At 59.7% G+C, this 25124-nt stretch carries 26 protein-coding genes and 1 pseudogene; 16 read left to right on the forward strand and 11 right to left on the reverse strand.

Annotated elements, in window-relative coordinates; genetic code table 11:
- Nucleotides 1–30 precede the first annotated feature (30 nt).
- Both AC2W7L_RS04240 and serB read left to right on the forward strand, forming a co-directional pair.
- Nucleotides 31–765, forward strand: coding sequence for a hypothetical protein (locus tag AC2W7L_RS04240; protein ID WP_486003406.1), 735 nt, complete (start codon nt 31–33; stop codon nt 763–765).
- Nucleotides 762–1445, forward strand: coding sequence for a phosphoserine phosphatase SerB (gene serB / locus AC2W7L_RS04245; protein WP_486003407.1), 684 nt, complete (start codon nt 762–764; stop codon nt 1443–1445). The genes AC2W7L_RS04240 and serB overlap by 4 nt, the downstream gene beginning before the upstream one ends.
- Before the next feature lie 76 nt (nt 1446–1521).
- Here serB and AC2W7L_RS04250 read toward each other — a convergent pair whose 3' ends face one another.
- The 3 genes from AC2W7L_RS04250 to AC2W7L_RS04260 all read right to left on the reverse strand — a co-directional run bounded on the left by AC2W7L_RS04250 (nt 1522) and on the right by AC2W7L_RS04260 (nt 3651).
- Entirely contained in the window at nt 1522–2028 is a 507-nt protein-coding gene (locus tag AC2W7L_RS04250) for a SixA phosphatase family protein (RefSeq protein ID WP_172169584.1), read from the reverse strand.
- Between the two features lie 8 nt (nt 2029–2036).
- Entirely contained in the window at nt 2037–2795 is a 759-nt protein-coding gene (fabI, locus tag AC2W7L_RS04255; protein WP_101544266.1) for an enoyl-ACP reductase FabI, read from the reverse strand.
- A 145-nt stretch (nt 2796–2940) separates the two neighbouring features.
- Nucleotides 2941–3651 (reverse strand): beta-ketoacyl-ACP reductase, encoded by a 711-nt coding sequence (locus tag AC2W7L_RS04260; protein ID WP_486003408.1) that lies wholly within the window; start codon nt 3649–3651, stop codon nt 2941–2943.
- A gap of 184 nt (nt 3652–3835) precedes the next feature.
- Between AC2W7L_RS04260 and AC2W7L_RS04265 the strand changes: the two genes are divergently transcribed.
- From AC2W7L_RS04265 to AC2W7L_RS04275, 3 genes are read left to right on the forward strand one after another with little or no spacing between them, the layout of a single operon-like run.
- Nucleotides 3836–4276 (forward strand): DUF3099 domain-containing protein, encoded by a 441-nt coding sequence (locus AC2W7L_RS04265; RefSeq protein WP_486003409.1) that lies wholly within the window; start codon nt 3836–3838, stop codon nt 4274–4276.
- A complete protein-coding gene (locus AC2W7L_RS04270) occupies nt 4273–4485 on the forward strand; it encodes a hypothetical protein (protein ID WP_482400309.1) in 213 nt (70 codons plus the stop codon). The genes AC2W7L_RS04265 and AC2W7L_RS04270 overlap by 4 nt, the downstream gene beginning before the upstream one ends.
- The gene (locus AC2W7L_RS04275; protein ID WP_486003410.1) at nt 4482–5384 is read left to right on the forward strand and encodes an SURF1 family cytochrome oxidase biogenesis protein; all 903 of its coding nucleotides are present in this window, start codon (nt 4482–4484) and stop codon (nt 5382–5384) included. Before AC2W7L_RS04270 ends, AC2W7L_RS04275 begins: the two co-directional genes overlap by 4 nt.
- A 30-nt stretch (nt 5385–5414) precedes the next feature.
- Here AC2W7L_RS04275 and AC2W7L_RS04280 read toward each other — a convergent pair whose 3' ends face one another.
- The 3 genes and pseudogenes from AC2W7L_RS04280 to AC2W7L_RS04290 all read right to left on the reverse strand — a co-directional run.
- The gene (locus tag AC2W7L_RS04280; protein ID WP_092013696.1) at nt 5415–7013 is read right to left on the reverse strand and encodes an ABC-F family ATP-binding cassette domain-containing protein; all 1599 of its coding nucleotides are present in this window, start codon (nt 7011–7013) and stop codon (nt 5415–5417) included.
- Between the two features lie 210 nt (nt 7014–7223).
- Nucleotides 7224–7709, reverse strand: a complete 486-nt coding sequence (locus AC2W7L_RS04285; RefSeq protein ID WP_486003411.1) for a ribonuclease H family protein — start codon at nt 7707–7709, stop codon at nt 7224–7226.
- A 177-nt stretch (nt 7710–7886) separates the two neighbouring features.
- Nucleotides 7887–7973 (reverse strand): annotated as a pseudogene (locus AC2W7L_RS04290) (metal-sulfur cluster biosynthetic enzyme); the annotation flags it as partial.
- A gap of 321 nt (nt 7974–8294) precedes the next feature.
- On the opposite strand from AC2W7L_RS04290, the gene AC2W7L_RS04295 reads away from it, so the two are divergent.
- The gene (locus AC2W7L_RS04295; RefSeq protein ID WP_486003412.1) at nt 8295–8615 is read left to right on the forward strand and encodes an 8-oxoguanine DNA glycosylase OGG fold protein; all 321 of its coding nucleotides are present in this window, start codon (nt 8295–8297) and stop codon (nt 8613–8615) included.
- 418 nt (nt 8616–9033) lie between these two features.
- On the opposite strand, the gene AC2W7L_RS04300 is transcribed toward AC2W7L_RS04295, so the two are convergent.
- Entirely contained in the window at nt 9034–10257 is a 1224-nt protein-coding gene (locus tag AC2W7L_RS04300; RefSeq protein ID WP_486003413.1) for a zinc-ribbon domain-containing protein, read from the reverse strand.
- A 506-nt stretch (nt 10258–10763) separates the two neighbouring features.
- On the opposite strand from AC2W7L_RS04300, the gene AC2W7L_RS04305 reads away from it, so the two are divergent.
- Both AC2W7L_RS04305 and AC2W7L_RS04310 read left to right on the forward strand, forming a co-directional pair.
- Nucleotides 10764–11402: an FRG domain-containing protein gene (locus AC2W7L_RS04305; protein WP_486003414.1), complete on the forward strand. Its 639-nt coding sequence runs from the start codon at nt 10764–10766 to the stop codon at nt 11400–11402.
- A 456-nt stretch (nt 11403–11858) separates the two neighbouring features.
- Nucleotides 11859–12701, forward strand: a complete 843-nt coding sequence (locus AC2W7L_RS04310) for a DUF5677 domain-containing protein (RefSeq protein WP_486003415.1) — start codon at nt 11859–11861, stop codon at nt 12699–12701.
- A gap of 32 nt (nt 12702–12733) precedes the next feature.
- Here AC2W7L_RS04310 and AC2W7L_RS04315 read toward each other — a convergent pair whose 3' ends face one another.
- Together AC2W7L_RS04315 and AC2W7L_RS04320 are read right to left on the reverse strand one after the other, a co-directional pair.
- On the reverse strand, nt 12734–13288 hold the full coding sequence (locus AC2W7L_RS04315) for a hypothetical protein (RefSeq protein WP_486003416.1): 555 nt from the start codon (nt 13286–13288) through the stop codon (nt 12734–12736).
- A gap of 1620 nt (nt 13289–14908) precedes the next feature.
- Entirely contained in the window at nt 14909–15850 is a 942-nt protein-coding gene (locus AC2W7L_RS04320) for a S1C family serine protease (protein WP_486003485.1), read from the reverse strand.
- 443 nt (nt 15851–16293) lie between these two features.
- Here AC2W7L_RS04320 and AC2W7L_RS04325 point away from each other — a divergent pair, with 443 nt between their 5' ends.
- From AC2W7L_RS04325 to AC2W7L_RS04360, 8 genes are all read left to right on the forward strand, one after another.
- On the forward strand, nt 16294–17367 hold the full coding sequence (locus AC2W7L_RS04325; RefSeq protein ID WP_486003417.1) for a VTC domain-containing protein: 1074 nt from the start codon (nt 16294–16296) through the stop codon (nt 17365–17367).
- Nucleotides 17368–17406: 39 nt separating this feature from the next.
- Nucleotides 17407–18093, forward strand: coding sequence for a DUF4956 domain-containing protein (locus tag AC2W7L_RS04330; RefSeq protein ID WP_486003418.1), 687 nt, complete (start codon nt 17407–17409; stop codon nt 18091–18093).
- A 1-nt stretch (nt 18094) separates the two neighbouring features.
- Entirely contained in the window at nt 18095–18691 is a 597-nt protein-coding gene (locus AC2W7L_RS04335; protein ID WP_486003419.1) for a hypothetical protein, read from the forward strand.
- Complete coding sequence (locus AC2W7L_RS04340; RefSeq protein WP_486003486.1) at nt 18692–19708, forward strand: CotH kinase family protein; 1017 nt, start codon at nt 18692–18694, stop codon at nt 19706–19708. It abuts the gene before it with no gap.
- A 141-nt stretch (nt 19709–19849) separates the two neighbouring features.
- Nucleotides 19850–20572 (forward strand): response regulator transcription factor, encoded by a 723-nt coding sequence (locus AC2W7L_RS04345; protein ID WP_486003420.1) that lies wholly within the window; start codon nt 19850–19852, stop codon nt 20570–20572.
- 556 nt (nt 20573–21128) lie between these two features.
- The gene (locus AC2W7L_RS04350) at nt 21129–22151 is read left to right on the forward strand and encodes a sensor histidine kinase (RefSeq protein ID WP_486003421.1); all 1023 of its coding nucleotides are present in this window, start codon (nt 21129–21131) and stop codon (nt 22149–22151) included.
- 1089 nt (nt 22152–23240) lie between these two features.
- A complete protein-coding gene (locus tag AC2W7L_RS04355; RefSeq protein WP_486003422.1) occupies nt 23241–23417 on the forward strand; it encodes a hypothetical protein in 177 nt (58 codons plus the stop codon).
- 9 nt (nt 23418–23426) lie between these two features.
- Nucleotides 23427–23741 carry an FAD-dependent oxidoreductase gene (locus AC2W7L_RS04360; protein ID WP_486003487.1) on the forward strand — a complete coding sequence of 105 codons (315 nt, stop codon included), beginning with the start codon at nt 23427–23429 and terminating at the stop codon, nt 23739–23741.
- A gap of 133 nt (nt 23742–23874) precedes the next feature.
- On the opposite strand, the gene AC2W7L_RS04365 is transcribed toward AC2W7L_RS04360, so the two are convergent.
- Nucleotides 23875–24465 carry an MFS transporter gene (locus AC2W7L_RS04365; protein ID WP_486003423.1) on the reverse strand — a complete coding sequence of 197 codons (591 nt, stop codon included), beginning with the start codon at nt 24463–24465 and terminating at the stop codon, nt 23875–23877.
- Nucleotides 24462–25115: an MFS transporter gene (locus AC2W7L_RS04370; protein WP_486003424.1), complete on the reverse strand. Its 654-nt coding sequence runs from the start codon at nt 25113–25115 to the stop codon at nt 24462–24464. Before AC2W7L_RS04370 ends, AC2W7L_RS04365 begins: the two co-directional genes overlap by 4 nt.
- Nucleotides 25116–25124 lie beyond the last annotated feature (9 nt).

A 25124-nucleotide genomic window follows, 5' to 3' on the forward strand; every position in this document is an offset into this window, starting at 1 on the left:
TCGCAGACGAGCCGTCTATCCTGGTTCGACATGGACCTCACGACCGACTCACTGCTGCTGACCCTGGCGCTCAACCACCGTCTGCGCTCGACCCTGCCTCCTGACGAGGTCTCCTCTGCCTTCCTCGACGACGATCGTGATGTTCCTCTCATCGTCTCCGATGAGGTCTTCGACTCGGCCGTGCCCACCGGTCTGCTGCTATTCACCGCCGAGGCGGCCGCCGCCGGAATCACGCATGCGCGCTTGGCGCTGCACCACCCGTCCCTGCCGCATACGACTCCCCCGGTCGATCGCACCGCCAGGACGAAGGTCGGCCGCCACTCGGCCCCCGTCGTCCTTCACCGCGGTGACGAACAGGCGGCGATCGCCCTCATCGGCGCCGAGGCGAACGTGGAGATCCTGGCCTGTGCCCCCGCCGTCTTCCGCCCCGTCACGGTCGGAACCGCTGCAGAGGCGCTGCGGCGTCTGCGCCTGCTGGTGATGGAGGGCCTGGGGCTCATCGAGACCATCGACGTCCCCGAGGAATGGCGACAGGGGCCGTGGCGCGACTGGCAGGAGGAGCTGTCGACACTGCACCCGATCTCCCGGCTCATCCCCACCGAGGCGGATTCCCGAGCCATCTACGCCGCACTCGACATCCATCAACGGATGCGCACGGTCTTGGCCCCGGCCACCATCGCCCCACCCCGGTTCGGTGCGCTGCTGTCTCAGCTGCACCCCGCCGCCGCGGACTACATCATGGCTGTGGCTACGATGAAGGGGTGAATGAGACGCCCCAGGCCCATGCCTCCCAGATCCCCGTCCAGCTGCTCGTCATGGACGTCGATTCGACGTTCATCAACGAGGAGGTCATCGACCTCATCGCCGCCCACGCCGGAGTCGGAGACAAGGTCGCCGACATCACCGAACGGGCCATGGCCGGCGAACTCGACTTCGCCGCCTCCCTGGCCGAACGGGTCGCCCTGCTGACCGGACTGCCGGAGACCGTACTCGATGAGGTCCGCGAGCAGATCACCCTCACCGAGGGGGCTGCCGACCTGGTCGCGGCCGTGCACTCCTCCGGTGGCCAGGTGGCCTTGGTCTCGGGCGGATTCACCGCCATCATCGCTCCCGTGGCCGCAGAATTGGGGATCACCGATGTCTTCGCCAACGGACTCGATGTCGAGGATGGCAAGCTGACCGGGCGGACGAACGGCCGTGTCATCGACCCGAGCGCCAAGGCGGAGATCTTCGAGGATCTGCTGGCCGCCGGTGGGTACGACCGGGCCGCCTCGGTGGCGGTCGGGGACGGCGCCAATGACATCGGCATGATCGAAGTCGCCGGACTCGGAGTCGCCTTCTGCGCGAAGCCCGCTCTCGTCGCCGCAGCGGATGCGTCGGTGGAGACTCGGGATCTGCGTGCCGTGATCGATTTCGTGACTGCCCGTGCGGACGGGTCTCACTGACTGAAGACGACTGTGGCCCTGACGATGCATTCGTCAGGGCCACAGTCGTTCGGCTCGGGCGGAGCTCTATGGGGTCTCAGACCCCGTGGAAGACCCGGATCTGCGGGGCCGGGTAGTGTCCCGGCTCCACGTCCCAGCTCTCGAGGTCGAAGACCGCGATCGACGAGGGACGGAACGTGTCGGGAACCCCGCCTTCCGGATTGAGGTGGCCGACCACCTCGGCGACGGTCGGCTGGTGGCCCACGATATACGCGCACTGCGCATCCGCGGGGATCGAGTTGATCGCATCCAGCCAGTCGTCGACGGACCCGGAGTACAGCGAGGGATCCTCGCGCAGGGTCAGGTCACCCGGTTCGTCGAGGGTTCCTCCGTGAGCACGGTTGACGGCTTCGACGACAGCCTGTCCGGTCTGCACGGTGCGCCTGGCCGCCGAGGCGATGGCCACATCGGGTGACCAGCGCTCGGCGATCTCGGCACCGGCCTCGACCGCTTGAGCCAGACCCTTCGCATCCAGTGACCGTTCGAAGTCGGTCGGACCGTGCGCTTCCGCCTTGGCGTGGCGGGCGAGGATGAGCACAGGCATGAGCTGTCTCAGGCGCCGGTCGAGTGGAATCCGCCGTCGACGTGGATCATCTCGCCGGTGGTGGCGGGGAACCAGTCGGAGAGCAGGGCGACGATGGCCTTGCCGGCAGGAGTGGTGTCCTTCTGATCCCAGCCCAGGGGTGCGCGGTCGCCCCACATGTCTTCGAGCGTGCCGAAGCCGGGGATGGAGGTTGCGGCGGTGGTCTTCAGCGGTCCGGCCGAGACGAGATTGACGCGCACTCCGTCTTCGCCGACGTACTTGGCGAGGTAGCGGGCGGTCGATTCGAAGGCGGCCTTGGCCACACCCATCCAGTCGTAGACCGGCCAGGAGATGGTCGCGTCGAAGGTCAGACCGACGATTCCGGCGCCCTTGTTCAGCACGGGCTTCGCGGCCACAGCAATGGCCTTGAGCGAGTATGCGGAGACGTGGATAGCCGCAGATACGGAGTCCCACGGGGTGTCGAGGAAGACTCCGCCGAGGGCATCCTTCGGTGCGAAGGCGATGGCGTGGACGATTCCGTCGATGTTGCCGCCGAGGCGCTCGGGCAGGGCTGCGAGATCCTCTTCGTTCGTGGCGTCGAGTTCGATGACCTGCGGGGTCTCGGGCAGGCGTTCGGCGATGACCTGAGTGATCTTCATCTGGCGGCCGAAGCTCGAGAGGATGACCTCGGCTCCCTGCTCCTGTGCGATGCGAGCAGCGGCGAAGGCGATCGACGCCTCGGTGAGCACGCCGGTGACGAGAATGCGCTTTCCGTCAAGAATTCCCATGGTGGTCCTTTCGAAAGGAAGGTGGTTGCGTGTGCATGACGCCGCTTCGGGCGGTGTCTCTGTATCGAAGTCTACGGGCTGTGGCCCGGCCGCCGCATCGTCTGCGGCCCAGGATCCGGTGGTGGCCGGCCCGGCGCCGTCTGGGTCAGTGGCCCATGCCCAGTCCGCCGTCGACGGGGATGACGGCACCAGAGATGTAGGCGGCTTCGTCCGAGGCCATCCAGCGCACGACCTTGGCGACCTCTGCGGGTTCGGCGAAGCGTTTGGCCGGGATCGTCGACAGGTATTCTTTCTGCTGCTTCTCGCTGAGCTCATCGGTCATATCCGTGCGGATGAACCCGGGGGCGACGACATTGGCCGTGATTCCGCGGGAGCCGACCTCACGAGTGATGGAGCGGGCGAAGCCGACGAGTCCGGCCTTCGAGGCCGAATAGTTCGCCTGGCCGGGCACTCCGTAGAGACCCGACACCGAGGAGATGAGGACGATGCGGCCCTTCTTCGCTCGGATCATGCCGGTGATGCCGCGCTTGACGGTGCGGAAGGCGCCGGTGAGATTCGTGTTGATGACGGATTCGAACTCATCATCGTTCATCCGCATGAGCAGGTTGTCGGCGGTGATTCCGGCATTGGCCACGACGACCTCGACGGGGCCGAGCTTCTCCTCGATCTCGGTGAATGCCCGATCGATCGAGTCGCTGTCGGTGACATCGGCGGCCACTGCCAGCGCCCCTTCCGGGGCCTGACCGTTGCGGGAGGTGACTGCCACCTTGTCCCCCTGGGCGAGGAATTCCTCGGCGATGGTGCGACCGATTCCGCGGTTGCCGCCGGTGACGAGGACTGTGCGTGGATCTGACACGTTGGTCTCCTGTTGATCGACTGTGTTCTTCAAATCTATCGTGGACAAACCTATCCTGTCCTTTGGTCGATGGATACGACTCTCACAAAGGACGAGTATCATGTTTGGCAGTCATCGATCGAAGAAGGATATGGTCAGGCACTCTCAGCAGATCACAACGGCAGACACCGCCCTTGATGATGATATGAAGTCTCGGATCATCAAGTATTCGATCACCATGGGCATCAGGACGGCCTGCTTCGTGGGCGCCTATTTCGCTTTCGTCGCCGATCTGCACATCCTCATGTGGATCTGCGTGGCCGGAGCTGTAGTCCTCCCCTATCCGGCGGTGATCTTCGCCAATGCGGGTCGCGAACGCACCCGCGATGATCAGTCCGCGCTGCTCGATCAGGCCCCGCTGGCGGAGCTGCCGCCCGCACGGGGTGAGACGATCTCCGGCGACACCCTCGCCGGGGAGACCGTTGATGATGAGCCGGTCGACGACGCAGACTTCACTGCTGCCGCACCGGGCACAGCCGAATCCGACCAGGACGACCACAGCCCAGACGAGGAGAGCGAGACGATTCCGGGTGAGACCGTCCCGGGTGAGACCATAGAAGACGACGACAGGAGTGACCAGGCTTGAGCGAGCAGCTGCAGTGTTCCGCGAAGGAATGCCGGGAGTTCGCAACCCGCGCCCTGCTGTGGAACAATCCCCGCGTCCACAGTCCCGAGCGGAAGAAGACGTGGTTGGCCTGCGATGAGCACCTCGACTATCTGCGCGACTTCCTGACGCTGCGCGACTTCTTCATCACCGACGTCTCCGTCGACGAGATTCCGGAGGACGCAGGTTGAGCCGCTATTCCTTCCTCTTCTCCGCACGCTGGCTCAAATACATCGCCATGGCGATCATCGTCATCATCGCCTGCGTGTTCCTCGCCCTATGGCAGAAGGACCGCCGCGATCAGCGGGAGCAGGAGATCGCCACGATCACCGCGAACTACTCCGCCGACCCCGTCGACATCTCCTCGGTGCTCTCGACACCGAATTCCACGCTGGAGACCACCGACGAGTGGACACAGGTGGAGCTGACCGGTCAGTTCTCCGATGAGAACACCGTCCTCGCACGCAATCGCACCGTCAATGACCAGCCCGGCTTCTATGTGGTGACTCCGTTCGAAATCGCCGGCGGGTCGACGATCGCCGTCGTCCGCGGCTTCACCGCCGAAGAGGACTCCGTGCCACCGGCACCGCAGGGTGAGCAGACCGTCGTCGCTCACCTGCGTCCCGCTCAGGACGGATCCGAGGATGAGAACCCGAAGGGCCTCATCAGAGCCATCGATCCCGCGCGCATCCCCGGAATGGATGACGGCTATGCGCACGTCTACGTCGAGGCCTCACCGGCGGAGACCGGTGGTGCCCCGGAAGAGGGACTGACCCCGCTGCCGATGCCCGAGCTCGATCCGGGCAACCATCTGTCCTATATGCTCCAGTGGTTCGCCTTCGGAATCATGATCATCATCGCCGTGGTCATCTCGGCCCGTCGTGAGCGCAAAGCCGCCGCCGAGGCGGTCGAGCACGGCATTGCCGACGGCGAAATGGTCGTCATCGACAAGGCCGCACTCGATGCAGGCGCGAAGATCAGCCAGCCGGGCAGCCGGTACGGCCGCAATCGCTGGGCCTCACCGACCGTGCGCGGGCAGGCCGAAGCCGATGAGGATGCCCTGTTCGAGGAGCGCTTCCGCTCTCAGTGAGCCGCCTCGGGCGAGTCTCGGCGAGCCTGCTCAGGCGAGCGTGACGAGGTCGAGGTACGTGTCGTTCCACAGATCCTCGTCACCGTCGGGCAGAAGCAGCACACGGTCGGGATCGAGCGCGGACACCGCACCCTCATCGTGTGTGACGAGCACGATCGCACCCTCGTAGCGGCGGATCGCCGAGAGGATCTCCTCACGCGAGGCCGGATCGAGGTTGTTCGTCGGCTCGTCGAGCAGCAGCACGTTCGCGCTCGAGACCACGAGGGTGGCCAGAGCCAGACGTGTCTTCTCACCGCCGGAGAGCACTCCTGCGGGCTTGTGCACATCGTCACCGCTGAACAGGAACGATCCGAGCACATTGCGCACCGCCGTGTCATCGAGGTGCGGGGAGTTCCGCGACATGTTCTCCAGCACGGTGCGCTCGAGGTCGAGGGTCTCGTGCTCCTGCGCATAGTAGCCGAGCTTGAGACCGTGTCCGGGCACGACTTCACCGGAATCCGGTTCGTCGAGTCCGGCGAGCAGACGCAGCAGAGTCGTCTTGCCCGCGCCGTTGTAGCCGAGCACGACGACGCGTGTGCCCTTGTCGATCGCGAGGTCGACACCCGTGAACACCTCGGTCGAACCGAAGCTGCGTGAGAGTCCTTCGGCCGTCAGCGGTACGCGACCGCAGTCGGCCGGGGCCGGGAAGCGCAGATTCGCGACCTTCTCTGTGGCACGTTCGTCCTCGAGGCCGGCGAGCAGCCGGTCGGCACGTTTGGCCATCTGCTGTGCGGCTACGGTCTTCGTCGCCTTCGCCATCATCTTGTTCGCCTGAGCGTTGAGGGCCGCGGCCTTCTTCTCCGCGTTGGCACGTTCGCGGCGACGACGCCGCTCATCATCCTCACGCTGTTTGAGGTACAGCCGGTAGCCCATCGAATAGATGTCGATGGTCTGACGGGTGGCGTCGAGGAAGAAGACCTTGTTGACCACTTCGTCGATGAGGTCGAGGTCGTGGCTGATGATGATCAGGCCACCGGAATAGGCCTTGAGGTGGTCACGCAGCCACAGCACGGATTCGGCGTCGAGGTGGTTCGTCGGCTCGTCGAGGATCATCGTGTCCGGAGCCGAGAACAGGATCCGGGCGAGCTCGACGCGGCGGCGCTGACCGCCGGAGAGCGTGCCGATCTCCTGACTGATGAGGGCTTCGTCGAGGCCGAGATTCGCAGCGATGGCGAAGGCTTCGGATTCGGCGGCATAACCGCCGGCGGCGATGAATTCGGCTTCGATGCGCGGGTACCGATCGATGGCCTTCGTCGCCACCTTCTCATCCGGCGAAGCCATCTGACGTTCGGCCTTCCGCAGACGTTTGACGAGGACGTCGAGGTCGCGCACCGAGAGAATGCGCTCCATGCCGGTGGCGGTGAGGTCGCCGCTGCGCGGGTCCTGCGGCAGGTAGCCGACGGTGCCGGAGATCGACACGGATCCCGATTGAGCGGGGTGTCCGCCCATGATCACCTTGGTCAGGGTCGTCTTGCCGGCGCCATTGCGCCCGACGAGACCGACACGGTCGCCCTTATCGACGCGGAAGGACACCTCGGACATGAGGGTGCGGGCGCCGACGGCGACTTCGAGGCCGGAGGCCTGAATCATTCTGTCTCCAAACTGCGGCCGATGAGTTCGGCCAGGAATTCTTGGGGGTGGATGCCGCGAGCCTGTGCCCGGGCGACGAGTTCATCTGCGACTGCGGACGGCACCCGACACGACACGACGGTGGTGGCCGGCGCAGCCTCTGCGGTGGCGGGCTCGGTGAGGACGTCCTCGTGCAGGGACGTGACTGACGGTTCCTCTGCCGGTGCGTCCTCAGCTGCCGCAGTCGACGTCCCGCGGGACGAAACCGGGGCCCTCCGGCACAGCCGTGCCCTTCTGGAATGCGGTGGCTGCGGCGCGGGCTCGATCATCGGCGGCCTCATTGAGTTCGTGGTTGTTGTGGCCTTTGACCCACTCGAACTCGACCGTCCGCCCGCTCAGCGCCTCATCGAGGGACGCTAAGAGGTCCTTGTTGAGGACTTCTTTTCCATCGGCCTTCTTCCACCCTTTGCGTTTCCACCCCGGCATCCATTTGGTCAGGGCGTTGATCACGTACTGCGAATCACAGTATATCTTCAGACTGTCGTCGCACTCGGCGGTCGACCAGAGCAGGTCGAGGACGGCCATGAGCTCACCGCGGTTGTTCGTCGCATTCTTCCACCCGCCGGCGTGCCAGGAGGTGTCGTCGATGTACCAGGCCCACCCGGCGGGTCCGGGGTTGCCGAGCGCGGATCCGTCGGCGGCAGCGATGATCGTCAATGGTTCTCCTTGGAAAGTCGGATTCCATTCTTTCACGCCGCATGCGAGTTCTCGGTCCGCGGGGCGGTGATCTCCGCGACCCCGGCACCGGTCACGGACATCCCACCCAACGACGATCGCTGAGACGGGGTGACCTTCTCAGGTCGCCCCGCCTCGGCGATGGTGTTGGGTATCGGATCAGATATTGAAGCCCAGCGCCCGCATCTGTTCGCGGCCGTCCTCGGTGATCTTCTCCGGGCCCCATGGCGGCATCCAGACCCAGTTGTGAAGCCTACCCTCTTCGTGGAAACGCATCTTGACCAGGCCTTATACGCTTCGTGCCTAACACTTTCACGCCGTTTCACGCACAAAACCCCGCACAATGACCGGACACTATTTGACTGAGGATCGGGCGGAGGATGGAGGGTGCTGAAGGGTGCTCGCAGGCACGAAGCTGGTCTTGCAGATGCTGCTTCAACACACTCATGCCAAAGTGAATTCTCGAACGTAGGTACGACGTGATTCGGTGTGCACCTCGTCCACACATGTGCATCAGGACGCTGCAGAGACTAGACGCAGACGCGTTGGCCGAAGTGCTTGCGATGCGTGTCGAGCAACGCGTGCGAGCAGTACTCGTTCGAGGTCGTCGCCGTCGGATCCAACCTTCTTCAAGTACCTCGGCGCAGCCTTCTTCACGAAACGGATCGCCTTCGCGTCGATGGCCGACTCCATCGACAGTCCCAGAGTTGCCCAATCCTGGACAAGCGCGTAAGCGACTGGATTGCTCCTCACATTGTTGGGAAGAGAGCCATCTGCCCGTCGCCGCGTTCCAGTCGAGACTACTGCCGCTATCTCGCCCAGATCGACTCGTGGAGTGCCCCTTTCGGCCGGACGCGAGCCCAGGTCGAACTGGCGATCTTCGATTAGACGCGAGACCGGCCCGAAGCGGCTCCACTGCCCTCGTGACGAAGCGATGATCGAGAGACTCGAACTTCTGGTAGCGACGGCGCACCAGGTACCGGTGGCACGACTCCGGTCTTGCGTCCGGTTTGTCCTCGCGATTGTTCGCGCCGGACCTTCCCTCGAGAAGACTGTCGCCCCGGGAGTCCAGGCCGTGAGGCCCGAATGGTCACCGGGGCGTTACACGAGACAGAATACCGAAACCGTGCCCTCGGCGCGAGACGAACCCGCTCTCGTAAGGAGCGATGATGAGCTGAGCGCGTTCGCGGGCATTAACGGCGATGGATACAGCCATGATGGAGTATTCATCGGTATAGCGGATCTTAGATGATCCCTTTCTGTTGCCCGCACAACGAAACCATGCGGGCACAGTCGAACACGCGATTCAGGCGGAGCGCTTTCTCCCCGTGTTCTTGCGCCTGTGGCTCATGCGTTCGAGCAGACTGGACGCCTCGTCTTGCAGTCCCTGGGTCAGGGCGAAGTGATCAGCCTCCAGGGATTCCGGAGGGACGGGCACACCCCACTCGATCAGGACTCGAAGTAGATTGGGCAGAGTGGCATGGATCTTGCCGCTGCGCGGCGTGTCCATGCTCCGCACCTTCTGGTGCAACACTGGCGGCAGGCCGACCATACGTAGGCGAATGGTCTTCCAACCTAGATGGTAGGTGGCGCGGTCCTTGCGAAGTTCCGAGTCGCCTTTCTTGGCATGCAGGTCACCGTCGTACTCAACGATGATGCGATGTCCCGGAATCGTCACGTCCGAGGCGGAATATCCAGTCACTCCTTCTCCGTGGCGCACCTCGATGCCCGGCAACAGTTGTTTCAGGGCCAACCACAATGTGATTTCTGACTTCGAGGTGTTGGACTGGCAGGAAGGGCAGTTGCTTCTGTTGTTACGGCTGCGCAGAAAGACAGGGATGCACCAGCGGTTGGCACAGACTGGGCACTCCCAGATGATGTCGAACTGGGACGTGGCCCGGAACATATCGGGGCGCAGTCCGAGGTTGAGTTCGGAGAACTGCGATGAGAGACGAGAATTGTCGACGTTCAGAAATTTGCTCTTTCGTCCGGAGTTATCTTCCTGCAAGCACGTCCAACACCTGCTGCCCAATTGCATGAGGGTACGAACAGGAATGGCGCAGGGACCATGCGCCCGACAGCGTATGAGTACCACATCGGAGTAGCTGGTCAGGTAAGTGGCAGGGTCCCCGTTCTCTCGCATCCAGCAGTCGGGGACCAGGAAATTGCGCTTGTTCCCCTTGGGGTCAACGAAACCATCACCGATCCGGTACTGGTGGGAGGCGAGCATCCGATGTCCGCGGTTTCGCTCCAGCTGCCATCCTTCACTGATCCATCGGTCGAAAGACTGAGCCGGTTGACCTCCGTCTTCCAAGGTTCGGCGCGCGGCTTCCCGCGTGCTCTGTTTCAGGGCGAACCACGAATCGACGCCGAAGAGGTCGCGGGCCGAGATGTCGACCAGACCGGGGATTCCGTCGCGGGTCTGGGCGACAAGGTGCGGATGATCTACTTCGTGGATGCTGTCGAAGGCGAAGCCCGCCCAGATGTCGGAGCGGTGGACTCGTTCGCCACTGCTCTCAAACATGGTCATATCTCATTGTCTCTCACTTCTTCCTGCGTATGCTGGGGGACCTCACCGTCCACCGTGTTCGTCCACCGCGAGAGCCTGCCCGATGGCACCGAGTGTGATCTCGTACGCACACAAGAATCACGCTGAATCGTCTCGGGCACGAACCAAAGTCAGACAGCACCTCCCCAAGCCATATGGAGCGCTGTCGGCACACCGTCTCGCAACACGTTCTCCTGTGGCAGAATCGTCCGCATGAACGGAGTCGAAGATGACACCAATGAATCAAACGCGGCATTCGGCCCGTGGAGTGACGATCTAATTTTTGTTCCGGCGGCGGCTAGAACTACAACACTACGAGGACAACAAGATACGTGTCGGTCGATCATCAACGCAATTGGTGGTGTGAGCGTTCTTGGTCCGGAGAAAGGAGTGCGTTGGCGTGGACAGGCCAACATTGCTTGGCGGTTAGAATCGGGTGCCACCGCGCGGGAATCGTAGGTGACTCCCTCAATGAGCACGAACTTAACATGATTGACACGGCTCGACGCATCGGCGTCGCTGACGCCCAGCACGCTGGGGACTGGGAAATTCTCGCTCGCTATCGACACAACGGTGCCGCCACTCGGCTCATCGACATCACCACCGACCCGTTCGTTGCTCTATTTATGCTGTGTGATGACGTAGCCGAAATAGGCACAGATGAAGTTGACGGAGTACTGATCGCTGTGCGGCGCGACGCGCTCAGCCCAGTCAGTAAGCCGTGGGTGGACGGCTCGTATCAGGCGATGCTCGGAAGAAAGTCGCGTGCCTCGATGGTCATCACAACCCCGCCTATCGATCCACGCATTGCTGCGCAGCGTGGAGAGTTCATGTTCTCGACATCGCCACTGACGGAGACCGAAGCACCGGAGTGTGAGCTGTTCGCGGTTCGGCGGCCGCAGGCCTCGCATAGGGGAAAGCTCGAGACGGCAATGGGTAATGAGCAGCTCACCAGTAAGAGGGGACAGCCTCAACGCGCATATCCCAACCTAATGGGAATCCGTATCCCGCGAGAGGTGAAATCTATGTTGCGGTCAATGCTCGAAGCCCACTTCGGCTTCACCCGCGAGACTATCTATCCCGACTGGGCCGGCCTGTCCGAAGGGTTCACCCCAGCAAAGTTGTAGTCGAACGCCCCCACCGGATTCCGGGTCGAGCGCGAGAGGAATGCGGGTGGACCACCACGTAGCTGCAGGCGAATGCTACCGATGAGCATCCGATCTCACATTCTTCATTCGTTCCGACTTCCATGTGTTCCAAAAACGGGCTGCTGAACTCCGTAGACCGCACCCACAGACTTCTGCTAGTAGAGATTCCGCTTACCACTTACACCACTCAGAATTCATCGTCCGCAACATCATCGATTGCATAAGTGTTCGTGGGGATTCACTGAAGTCGTTAATTAGGCGGGGAGCCAATTAAGCCACGCCAGGGGTACATCCAGGAGGCGAACTCTCGCACATTCTCCACCAGATATGTTTAAGAGTTCCAACTACTCGAGGAATGGCGCAGTTTGAGACGTTGCGCGTACGCCGTTCTCAGGGTTCGTATACTCCAGTTCGAAAGTCGTCTACGATCTTTTCATGCATAGCGTTGATGCCAAAGGGTTCCAGCAGCTTCAGTTCCTGCTGGCGAAACTCGACGACCTCCAGACCGAGTGGAACTACCTGGCCAGTTCAGGACAGGGCAAATTAGTGGTCCGAGCAAAGAAAGTCAATGGCAAGCGGACCCGGTTCGACCGGACTCAATCTGCTCTGTTGCTTGGGTACTGCGCTCATATCATGCAACTTTCTATGTCGATTCGGCTCCTGCTTGGCGAGGGGCATGTAGTTCAGTCGATCCCACTGGTTCGCATGGCCTACGAAACATCGCTTACGCAAAATTGGGTGTACATCAGTGGACCCGATGCACCGCGAGCAATTGCCAACGAGTACGGTCGGAGTCGAAAAAATCTACAGACGACGATGAAAGAGTCTGGCGTTCCCCATTTGGTCAAGAATGCAGACACCCTTGCAGGGCTCGACCACGAAACCCTTGACACCACGTCGCAGGAGCAGGCGCGGTTTGTCAACAGAATGATCAACGATTTTAGACAGGGCAAAGATCTCTATAGCTACTATCGGATGCTCTCCGAGTACTGCCATCCCTCGGTGACGGTCGCCGATCTCTACTTATCTAGCCCTGAGCATGGAGAAGGGAATGGTATGCCGATCTTTAGCAGTACGCCGTCGGACTTTCCCTCCAACCAGCTCGCCTACTTCACGCTTTTCTCAGCATGCAGAGCGGTCTACGCACTCACAACTACACTGACCGATCACCGGGCGAAGAACTCCATCCGGCATATTGCCAGAGAATGCGACGTAGTCCTCGACATGATTCCTTCAGACGAGCCCATAAGGCGGCGGCAAAAGGCTAAGCAAAAATGATCGCTACAACGATCCTCTAACAACAGCGGAGCTCAACAACCTGGGGCCCCGCCATGTGACTTGTACTCATCAATTCGTTCGGAAGTCGGATACGTATGTCGAGGCTTAGACCAGCTGCCGTCACGATTCCACCGGAGAAAATTCTGATCCGGAAGCTTGACCCAAAGATCTGTACAGGTGCTAGGCAGTTTTGGTGCGGTGGTCGGCAACGCTGAGACAGACATGTCGTACATTAAAGCTTCTGCCTCGGTGCCGCGTACGATCAGAACCAGATGTTGTTCTAACAGGCCACTACGGTCGAGCTTAGCGAAGTTCCTGCTCACCGAGTCCTCATCGAGCACGCTGTCGAGCCAAGCGGCGAAGTTGTCCACTCCTGGTGAGTCGGCCGAACCAATCATGTTGAGCCTACCGTTGCGCCTATTTTCTGCATACTGACGCATAAATTCCGCTGACTGATTCGAAGTAACCTCTAGCGCGGCCTTGGAACCGTCGGGATAAGCCAGAACAGCGTCAAACATTCCTTGCGTCGAGCCGTCATCGTGGTGCCGAACTTCGACGCCCAGTATCTCTCCGATCTGATCGTACACCGCTAACTCGATACCATCTGGTCCATGTCTCATGCACGTACTGTAGCCGCTGGTAGCCATTAGCTCAGTAGAAGTCCATCAGTAACGGGTCTACTTGTCTCCAGTTAAGGAATCGTGTTGGTCGCACTAACAACTCTGATTTGGATGGCTTCGCTCTCGGCCATCGTCGCCGGGTTCGGTGCTGAATCATTGTCACGAACAACATCTTCGGAACCCTCTCGGAGATTCTCGATCCCACTACCGTCGCTCTGGGGTGCGCGGTAATTACGAAGCCCATTGGGGCTATCGCGTTGTTGGTGCGTTCGACGCAGAGTATTGGTCAGCTTGAAATGCCATTTGAACATATCCGTTCGCTCACGACCGAATGGTCTCGAACCTTCAGTCAACTGACGATGATCTAGTTCCTCCTCGACCGGCTCCAGGGAGGGCGGCCGACATTCTTGCCGAAAATGCTCAGAACTTTTCTGGTCGTGCAGGCGGTTCCCATCACGCACGGGGCGCGAAGTGAGATTGGTCGCGCGCGAGCCCGCTCTGGAATCACTGAGGCATCCCGAAAGTAGGACGTTCGCCTAACAGGAAATGGTCAGGTCCTCCCCACGGGAACGTTCAAGGGTAACCGATCTACTGTCACGGTATGCGAAGTTGAGTATTGAAATTGCCGCTGCTGATCAGATCGAAGCCAAACGTGTCCAGTCCGTCTACCAACGGGGAGAACGCATCATCAAGCTTGATGACGAGGCCACTGACAAAGCGTGGAAGGCCGGCTACACTCCCGTAGGTCGCCCCAAATTCGTCGGTCTCACGAATGGTGAACCACTGATGTATCGATTCGAGATGTATCGATTCGACGTCCCCGTTGAAACCTCCGTGCGATAGTCCTGCCCTCATCGATCGGTTGAGCGCTGCAGATCGACTAATAGTTTCTCCTGCCCTACTTCTTAGGTTGTGTTCATCGACGTCGTCGAGTGCAATCGTCACAGCACCGCAAGGACTCACAAGACGCCCACGGGGAGACGAACGAAGCATTGTGACGGCGAGGCTTGAGTCTAAGTTAGCGCCAACTGTAATGGTGCGCAGACAAGCACGACTGGTGACCCCGTCGGGCGACTTCTTGGTCGGGAGGGGATCGTGACAACGACTCGGCTCAACCAGGATCCGAACAAAAGCGGCTTTTTCTCGGTATCCGTTGAGATCGAGATCTCCGGTGATACCAACCGAGACCTCGTGCTCAGCTGGTTCAATCAGAGTCGTCCTGGCAGTGCCACCCATGTACCTGCGGTCCACAATATGACCTTCTCTCCGAGCAGTCATCCCGACCTCATCGACTTGCAACTGACCGTTGAAGCCGACAGCTTCAAAGAGGCCAGGATATTACCACCGCGATTCTCCGCGACGTCGAGAGTTTCGTCCAAGAGACGTCGCATGATTCTACGGTCGGTTTCGAACCTGTGTCACGTACTCTCGCACCCGCCTGATGCCGCGACGTTTCCTACCAATGGAGTGGGAACTGCGGAAGTTCATCAATGGTGCGTTGGCATTTCCTCCAACGCATAGCGTAAAGAGGGACGCAAGACCAAGGACGGACTCTCGGCTGTCAGGACTGATGCAGGGCGAGTGTCGTCAGTTAGCTGGACCCTCCTCGAGCATCACTGAGGCAGTGTTGGACTCGCCACTGGAATTGGTCCATGTGATGTCAAACTGGTCTCCGGGATGGTGTTGTTCGAGGATTTCGGAGAGTTGCTGACCATTCGTAATCTCAATCGAATCGACACGCGTGATGGAATCACCTTCCTGTATGCCGGCATTCGCTGCAGGCATGTTCTCATACACGTCGATGACGCTCGCCCCGGATTCGTCACTGCTGGACTGTGTCTGGGGGGAGCGATTCGAGCCCGGGCCGAGGGGTGAGTCTCCGCTCTCGATGGAGGATGACTGTGACGATCTGACACTGACTCCGAGGAACGCCGGATAGCCGATGGTGTTGGTATCGGTGCTGATTCCGTGCCTGATCTCATCGGCGGTGTCGAGTGCATTGTCGATGGCGATGGCATATCCGGTGATGTCGGCGCTGCCCTGAGACGCGGCCGTGTTCATTCCGACGACCTCTCCGTCGTCATTGAGAAGAGCGCCCCCGGAGTCGCCTGAGACGATATCGGCATCGACTTCGATCATGCCCTCGAGCGATTCCGTTTCCATGGTTGCTTCGGACGTGGAGGTCACGCTTGCGTCGGTCGCGGTGACCGTTCCCTCAGCGGCCTGTAATTCTCCGGTGCCACCGGAATTGCCCACAGCGGTGACATAATCTCCGACTGCAACCTCGTCCGAGGCCATAGTGGCTGGCTCAAGAGGTGTTGTGGAATCGATCTGTACAACGGCGACGTCTTCGGTCGAGTCTGTCCCGATGACGGTGGCTTCATAGGTTTGACCAATCGTTGCAATCGTTACGGAAATCGATGTTGCGTCCGCGATGACATGGCTATTGGTCAGAATCGTGCCTTCGCTGTCGACGATGATTCCGGTTCCTGCTGCTTCCGATTGCTGGTAGCCGAGTTCGGTCTCTATGAGGACAACGCCAGTGGACTCAGCTTCTGTGGCTGGCTGGGAGTCGAGCTACCCTTGTTCGGAGGTCGATCCACCTTCTGGCCCAACGGGCAGTCGGTTGTCCTCGGAAGGGTTCGGTGTCGAGTCCTGAGGTTGATCCTGCACTCCAGGACTGGTTCTCAGTGATTGGTCCTGAAAAGGTATGTCTTCGGCACTGAAATCGTCGATGCGAGTAGCCGCCTGCGTTGTGTAGGAGATCCCGAAGGCTGCCACCACCGTGAGGACGCAAGTCATGCCGATGGCAAGAAGCACATGCGTTGTTCTCGATCTTCGGGGCCGTGTGGCCGGGGCGCTCCCTGGGTGCGTTCCATCATGCTGCGGTGCTCGAATGGTAGGTTCATCCATCGTTCTGCTCCTCGTTTTCTGGTGCGAAGCTTTGAGTACCTATTTCTTCATGCGAACCTGTGACTCACCCATGGAGCACCTGTTTTCAACCTAAGACGAAGGGGTACACGGGCGAGGGCGTCCGGCCGGAGTTCGTCGCGATTCGAATCCAGAGGATCGCACAGCCTGGACACAGGTTAGACATACTCTGTTCATCGGTTGTTTCCATAAGTTCATCGTGTCGGCATTGCCAACAAGAAGGAACTGATATTAATGAGATCGGATCCAACAACAGCGAACGCACGATCACCGATACAGCAGAACCGAAGAATCCAGCGAAGCACGAAGGCCAGGGGGAGAGACTTCGCGCCCCGAGTCGACTACACGCTTTCAACAGGTACGAGTTGAAGTATCTCGTTCCCTCGGACCAGGTCGGTGATATTCGTGCTGAGCTCAATGAGCGGATGACGAGAGATTCGTATGCCGGTCCTCGAGGATATGGCGTGTGGAGCGTCTACTACGACACGTCACGGTTGCGGTTCTACTACGAAAAGATCGAGGGGCTGAAGTTCCGGCGGAAGCTGCGGATACGCCGCTACGGCGAAACCGGAGACGCCACCGACGATCAATCGTCTGTCTCCGTCGAGATCAAACAGCGCGTGAACCGAGTGACACAAAAACGCAGAGTCATTCTGCCCTATGAACAGGCTCTTGCCCTGTGTGACCGTCGAGAACACATCAGCGTAGGGTCTGCCGATCAGCCCTTCATCGACGAGGTCCTTGATCTGATCATTCGCCTCGATCTGCGTCCGATCGCGATGACGGGGTATCGACGAGAACCCTATGTCGGAACTGATGCGGACCTGGGCTTGAGGGTCACTCTCGATCATCGGGTCAGGGGCAGGGACCGTGACTTCGATCTGAGGTCAGAAACCGAGAACCGTTACATCATTCGGCCCGATCTCGCGGTGATGGAAGTCAAGATCAACGAACGCGCACCATATTGGGTCACAGACATGGCTGCCCGGTACGGCCTCCAGATCCAGCGTATTTCGAAGTACTGCCAAAGCGTCGAAGCCCACGGACTGGCTCCACGATCTGTCTTCCATGTGCCTGAGGATCAGCATGTGGCGAACACGATGTCCGCCTCCTAGTATCACCAACAATTTCTACAGAATAGGAACAAACCTCTTATGAACCTCGATTTCAGCCTGACCGATCTATCCGGCACCTTCAGCGTCTGGGACGTGATGCTGTCACTGCTCTTGGCCTTCGCGTGCAGCCTGGTCATCGCCTGGGTATATCGGGCGACCCACCAGAACGTCAGCTACAGCCAGAGCTACGTCCAAACACTGATCATCCTCGGCATGCTCGTAGCATTGATCATGCTCATCGTCGGTTCCAACATCGCCCGAGCGTTCGCCCTCGTCGGGGCACTATCCGTAGTGCGATTCAGAAACGCAATCAAAGAAACACGTGATGTCGGATTCATCTTCCTCGTCATGGGTATTGGCATGGCCTGTGGCACACGGTTTTACACTCTGGCGATCATCGCGACCGTCTTCATCTGCGCGATCATTCTCCTCATGCACCGGTTCAATCTCTTCGGCCTCAACGTCCAGCGTCAGGTCGTCAAGGTCCAGGTCCCTGCCGATGACGGGGACTACGGACCTCGCATCGATGACATCCTCATCGCCTCGACCGATGAGTTCGAGCTCATCAGCACAGAAAGCATTCGCGGTGGCTCGCTGATGGAGTACAGCTACACGGCGAAACTGAAGAAGGGCGTCAAGCCCAATGACCTCATCTCCCAACTCCGCTCGGTCAATGTGGGTCAGAAGGCAACGGTCCTGACCGGATACGACCAGACGGACATGTGACATGTCGAAGAAATCGTCACAGTCGAATGCGCCCCAACAAGGCGGTGAGAATAAACGGGTCCGGTTCCGCCATCGCCTGCCGGTGAGATTACGTCACTACTGGAAGACGGCGGCCGCAGTTGCAGCCGGTTTCATCGCAGTGGCACTGGTCTTCGGCGCGTACACAGTCCGGCCCTTCATCACCTCCGAGTTGGTCTCGGAAGACACAGTCACCAACAATATCGAGGGGACGGGAGACCTCTTCGACGGTTCGAACCACACGATTGAAATCAGCTTCAATGAGTCTGAGTACAAAGACATGATGGAGACATTCAAGGACGAGGGTGAAAAGGAATTCATCCATGCGGATATGACCATTGATGGAACGCTTATCGAGAATGTCGGTTTGCGGCTGAAGGGCAATTCCACCCTTATGTCGCTGCGCGGTGATTCGGCCATGCCCGGCGGCAAGGACGGGCAGATGCCGGATATGCCAGAAGGCGACGAGGACGGAATGCCGGACATGCCCGCTGGTGGTGGAACTGACGAGGGCGGTGAACCCGGTGGTGGCATGCAGATGGTGCAACTATCGGAAGACCACCCCGAGGAGCTGCCATGACTGGTCAGTTTTGAGGAGTTCGAAGATGGTCGGGCCTATCAGGGTCGTACCGAGGTCGCGCTGCGGCCGGCTGCGAACGGATCGGATACGGCTTTGAATGAGGCACTGGCGTTGAGCTTGACGGCTGAATCCGATCAGGCCACTCAGGAGTTCAATTTCTCGTCGGTCTCTGTCAACGGCAGTGACTCGGCAGCCAGGCTCGTCCTCGACTCTCCCGACACACAGTGGGCGGACGCGCTCGGAAACGGTGTTCTCTACAAAGGGCGGGCGAGCGGATCGTTCGACTACGTCGGCGAAGATCCGACCGACTACGAAGAGTCTTTCAAACAGATCAACGCCGAAGGCTCGTATGACCTGCAACCGGTGATGGAACTGTTGAAGTTCGTCAACGAATCCGATGACGACGAGTTCGCCGAGGAGATCGAGGACCATCTTGATGTCGACTCGTTTGCTCAATACCTGGCGACTCAAGAGCTGTTGTCGAACTGGGACGCCATGGATGGGGCAGGGAACAATTTCTATCTGTGGTACGACACGGACTCGGAGAAATTCGAAGTCCTGTCATGGGACCTGAACATGGCACTGTCGAACATGGGCGGAATGCCGGGAGGCGGCCAGAACGACGATCAGGACCAGGGTCAGAAGTCTGAAGGAGCTGAGGTAGGAGACGGCAAGATGCCCGACATGCCGGAAGGTGGTCAGGGCATGCCCGAGGGCGGTCCTGGCGGCAGCCAAGGCGACGGTGACTCTAGTCAGAGTCGTGGCAGCGGAGTGCTGAAAGAGCGGTTCTTGGATAACGACGAGTTCTATCAGCTCTACGAAGATGCCTATGCCGACCTGTACTCCGAACTGATCGACAACGGATATGCGACCAAAACGCTCTCGACCCTCGCCGAGCAAGCAGAGGCCTCCGGTGACGAGGAGACTCAGACCGCAGTGGCCTCCATCAAGGAGAAGCTGTCGACGATCAGTGCCGAGGCTCCGGAACCGTCATCGGGAATGTTTGGCGGCAGATAGGAAAGGCTCAGGCTTCACGGCACCAGTGGTGGCAGGCGAACGTAAGCTGAAAATGAGTCTGGTTCGTGTTCGAATACTGAGCGTAACGGCCGGGCCGACGCCGCGTCATAGCGTCGGCCCGGTTAGGAAGGTGAAGAGTTCATGAGTGTTCCGGCGAAGAGTCCGGATTCTCGGGCACGTATTCTCGTCGTTGATGATGAAGAGTACCTTGCCGAGTTGCTTGTCATGGCTTGTCAACTGAAGGGATGGGACGCGAAGAGCGTCGGGACGGGGCGTGACGCAGTGGCACGTACCAGGAAGGACGACTTCGATGTCATCATCCTTGATGTCATGCTTCCCGATGTCGATGGTTTCGAGGTGCTCGAGAAGATCCGCCGAGAGAGAATCGAGACTCCGGTCGTCTTCCTATCGGCGCGCGACGAGGTCGATGACCGACTCACAGGGTTGAGGCTCGGTGGTGATGACTACGTGACGAAACCGTTCAACCTCGACGAGGTGCTCGCCAGAATCGAGGCCAGGATACGTCGCAGTGCACTCATCCTGCCCATCGATCACGATATTCTCCGCGTGGGTGATCTCGAACTCGATGAGCGCTCACGTGAAGTCACCCGCTCCGGCTGCACGATTGATCTCACTGCCCGGGAATTCGATCTACTGCAACTGTTCATGAACAATCCGAGAGCAGTATTGTCGAAAGCGCAGATTCTCGATCGTGTGTGGGATTACGACTTCGGAGGCAACGGCAACATCGTTGAACTCTACGTTTCATATCTGCGCAAGAAGATCGACGCACCGTTCCCGGATCTGCCGAATCTCTTCCACACCAAGCGTGGGGCCGGTTACATGTTGAAGGCGGACCTGTGACGTCTGATCACACTGACGTCGACGGTGGCTTCTTCGCCGCTGGCGGTTGCAGACACGGTTGATCGTCATCGCCAGCATGGTCTTGGTTCTCGTCGGAGTGGGTATCGGAGCAGCATCCTGGTTGAGTGTGAGGGCATCGCTGATGTCCGACCTCGACAGTCAGCTCGAGCGGATGACTGGATTCTCCCGCAGCTAACACGGACCGAGTTTGACCTCAGATAGAAGCCCCGGTGCGGGCTTCGACTCGCAATCGCCCGAGCAGGTGGATTCGGCGCTGAAAATCCTCTTCCAGCCCGGTGTCGGGGACGGTGCCCTAGTCGCTGTCGACTCCAAGACCAGCACACAAGGTCTCATCGCTGAGGTTGGCCGAAATCACCCTCAAAACCTCACTGAGACTGCGGTAACGGCGCTCCTCGCAGCAGGCGATGGCAGCAACGATGAAGATGTCTCGGTCCAGACAGATTCGCAGACTCGACACTAGTCGGTGGAGATCCCTGGGTACGGCTCGTATCGGGTCGTCGCCTTCGACGACGGAGACACGCGCACTGTGTATGGAGTGCCCCAAACGAATGTCGATTCGGCTCTAGAACGCACGGCATGGACCACAGCGGTTGTTGTGACCATCGGTGTTCTAACGACTGCCCTGCTCATGGCTGTCATCATCCGCCGTCAGTTGGGTGATCTGCGTGACGTCGCTCGGACTGCTCGTCAAGTAGCCGATCTCGAGCTCGGCGCGGGCAAACCGGAGTTGGCGCTGCGGGTTCCTTCTGAGCTGGCGACTCCCGGAACAGAAGTCGGCGATGTGGGCGCATCGGTCAATCGAATGCTCGACCATGTGGGCTCGGCACTCGAGGAAAGATATCGCGGAACCATGCAGATGCGACGATTCGTTGCTGATGCATCTCACGAGCTGCATACCCCAGTAGCGACCATCCGAGGATGGTCCGACCTGACCCGTCCGTATCGGGAGGGACTGCCGACCGAGGTCGCAACGTCTTTGTCGAAGATCGATGCCGGAGCCATGCGAATGTCCTCCCTGGTCGACGATCTCCTTCTACTTGCCCGTTTGGAGGCGGGAAGGCAGTCAACGAAGGCAGAGGCCGTTGATATCTCAGCTCTTCTCCTTGAGCTAGTGGAAGACGCGCATGTGCTCAGCCCAGAGCATTCGATCGTCATCGACCTTCCCCCAGATGCACTCGAAGTTTGGGGTGCTGCTGATCAGGTACGGCAGGCTCTGTCGATCGTGCTCACGAATGCCTCCGTTCACACGCCCCCAGGTACAAGGGTGCAAGTGAGGGCCGACCGGGTCGCGGACGAGCGAAACCCGGATCCGGCCCCGATCGTAGTTGTCACAATCACGGACGATGGTCCGGGAATCCCTGCAGAGATCCGCAATACTGTTTTCGACCGTTTAGTTCGCGGCGATTCAGCACGAAGTAGGAGGCCCGGCGTGCGCGGCGGGTCTTCGGGACTGGGGTTGGCAATCGCAGATGGACTCGTCGACCTCATGGGCGGAGAACTGAACCTGATACCGACAGACACAGGCAGTTCATTTGAATTCCGTCTCCGAGGGATCTGATAGCTTCGCACCTTCGTCCAATGTCCACGCTTCATCATGCGTCTGGACCACGTATTGTACGAGAACAAGTTTGGACAACTTCGACCCTGGTGGGGCAGACCAGAACATTCTTGGGTAGTAACGCAAATCTGCATAAGATCTGGGCGTTCGGGCCGATATACACTTCGAAAGCTGGGTCAGTCTTGGATTTGAGAGTTGCCGACCGCAACGGTGCTTCCGTACTGAACTCACACCACGGCCCTCGGGATCGCGGTCGTCCGTGAGAGGACTCTTCTGTCCCTTTGACGTGGCTGCCGCACCACTCAAATGTCGGGCATTTCAACCTGCCGATGTGTTCGACGTCGGCGTATCTTCAAAGTTCGCGGCGGTTGCGCTGTTATATTTTGCCTTAAACATTTGCGGAAGAGACTGGCTAGAGACCTTGACAGCTTCGCGGGCGGAGCGTAGGTCATAACGAGCTTAAATGTCCTACCTTCAAGTAATTTCGTTTTGGTCGCTGGCGAAGAGAAAGCTAACGTCGCGGACGACGAAAACGACATCAACACGAAGGCTAGTGGAGTCTGCAATCTTTCCATGCTGTGTTGCGGAACGATGACGTCTGTCACTATTCGGTTCACGCGAGGGCATCTCTCATCCATGCCGGGAAAAGCGGGTAGTAGGCACCTGAAGCGAAATGCTCAGCCCATACTGGTGTGGTAGGCAACATCGGTCATCATTTGCTTCTGGCGGCCATCGGTGAGGCCGCAGCCCTGTGCCCCGCAACCGCCATCCGCGTGCTCGCGCAGTGGTGCCGACTCCTGCGACCATGAGAATCGTCATTGTCGGCGCGGGGGCTGCGGCAAATGCATCAGCAGATGCACTTTGCGCATAGGGACACACCGGAGAGATCCGCATCTTTGGTGAAGAACGACATACGCCATATGGTAGACCGCCGCTGTCGAAACAGGTTCTGACAGGGACGTGGTTGCTGAAAAGGCATACTTGCGCTCTACTGAACAACTCGCGACTGCGAACGTGACGATCCACCTCTCAAGCATAGTCACCGGTCTCGGGGTTGACGCGCGAATAATCACACTCGAGACCGGCGACTTGGATGACTATGACGGGCAGATCATCGCCACCGGGGTGACTGCGCGAGAGTTGCCGTTCGGACACAATCTCCGAGGAGTCCACGTCCTGCGTACTCTCGATGACACGCTGGCTCCGCGCACTAGAATGAAGAAGGCCGCACGCGTCGCCGTGATCGGGCTGGCTTCGCGGAGGTAGCATCTGTCTATCTCGCTCGGTCACACGGTCTCTTTGATCGCCCCACTCACCCTGCCGATGCAGAACGTCGTGGGCGACGAGGCTGGCCCAATGATCGCCGAGCTGCATCGCGAACATGGCGTCGAAATGGAACTGGGCCACGGAGTCAGCGGGTTCGAGGAGAGGAACGGAAAGCTGACAGGAGTCACACTCGGCAACGGTCGGACAGTGAAGGTGGATGCCGCAGATGTCGCCGTCGGAGCTCGCCCGGCTGTCGATTGGCTATGGTCTAGTGCGTTGCCCCTAACGGCGACGACAACTAGGTGGCCTGGGCCAGGTTGTTGAGTTCTTTACCGATAGGCGTCTGGAACGACACTGATCGAGCACGGTACGCAGCCCGCCATCCGATCTACACCAGCGTGCGGTTTCAGACCGCCCCTGATCAGAACGCAGAGACTCGTCAATCGTGTCATCCAACTCAGGAGAAGGAGATCCTCAAACGACGGGGATTGAGGAACACCGCCCCAAGGACAGCACCGAGAACAGCGGCTGCTGATGTCATAACCCAGGACAGTTGCCAGCCGCCGACCGCGGTCGCGATGGAAGTGAGTACGATCGGGCCGATGAAGTTGGCTGCGTTGTAGACCTGGATCATCAGTCCCAGCACTGCCGAGGGCGACCCATGAGGTGAAGGAACGTCAACGGCGATCCTTGTGATCGTCGACGGAATGAATGCCGCAACACCGGAGAAGACGACAGCGATCATCAGCTGGAACCACTCGCCACCACCAACACTCCCCCAGTCAGGGGCGAAGATCAGCACGGTCGTTACGATCATGCTGATCATTCCGACGATAACCAACAGCCGAGGAGAGACCTCGTGCTTGAGCAGCTGACCGCTGATGACGTTGCCGACACCATTGGCTCCTCCAACAGCGGCAGTGGCCACACCGACCATGACCCCTTCCTGATGCCCTACGATATCGGGCAAGAAGCCGATAATCGCACCCCATTGCAACGTATAGCAGGCGAATATGGCGGAGATGACCCACGGCACCAGGGTCTTCAATGTCGAACCGATCGACGCCAGCGCGGAACAGAAATCAGGGCATGCCCCGAGTCAGACGGCACCGCCCTGATGACGACGACCATCATGAGAGCAGATGCCGCCCCCATGATCACCCACCAGACCTGCCAGTTGACCCACTCGAGACCACCTAGCAGCACTGTAGAGACCAGCACCGCGAAGAACACGGCTATGCCCTGAAAAGCCGACCACCAGCCCATCGCCTGGGACACTCTGCCCTGTTCGGTGCTCAACCGTATCAGCGGAGGGGCCGCCAGCGTGACGAAAAGGAAGCCGACTCCTTCGCACGCTCGTGTGAGCATCAGCTGCCAGGTCTCCTGAGACAATGCTCCGACTAATGAGCCGAGCGCCAGAGTTGCGAGACCGATGAGGATCGTGGTCCGCAGTCCGATCTTCTCGGCTACGATGGAGCCGCTCAGTCCAAGCAGGGCCGCCCCGACTTGGACGATGCCGAGCAGAGTGCCCGATTGGACCAGACTCATGCCCAGATCCGTGCGGATGAACGCGAGTGCACCGGGTAGTTTCCACACATGCATCGCGGCGACGACCCCACTTACAAGAAGGACGATCCATGCGTGACGGTGAGTAGTGGTCTCCTCTCGAACCTTGGTGCGGGCTGTCGCCCTGGGCATCACGATCAA

This window comes from Brevibacterium sp. LAARM3_SD1, assembly GCF_057364765.1.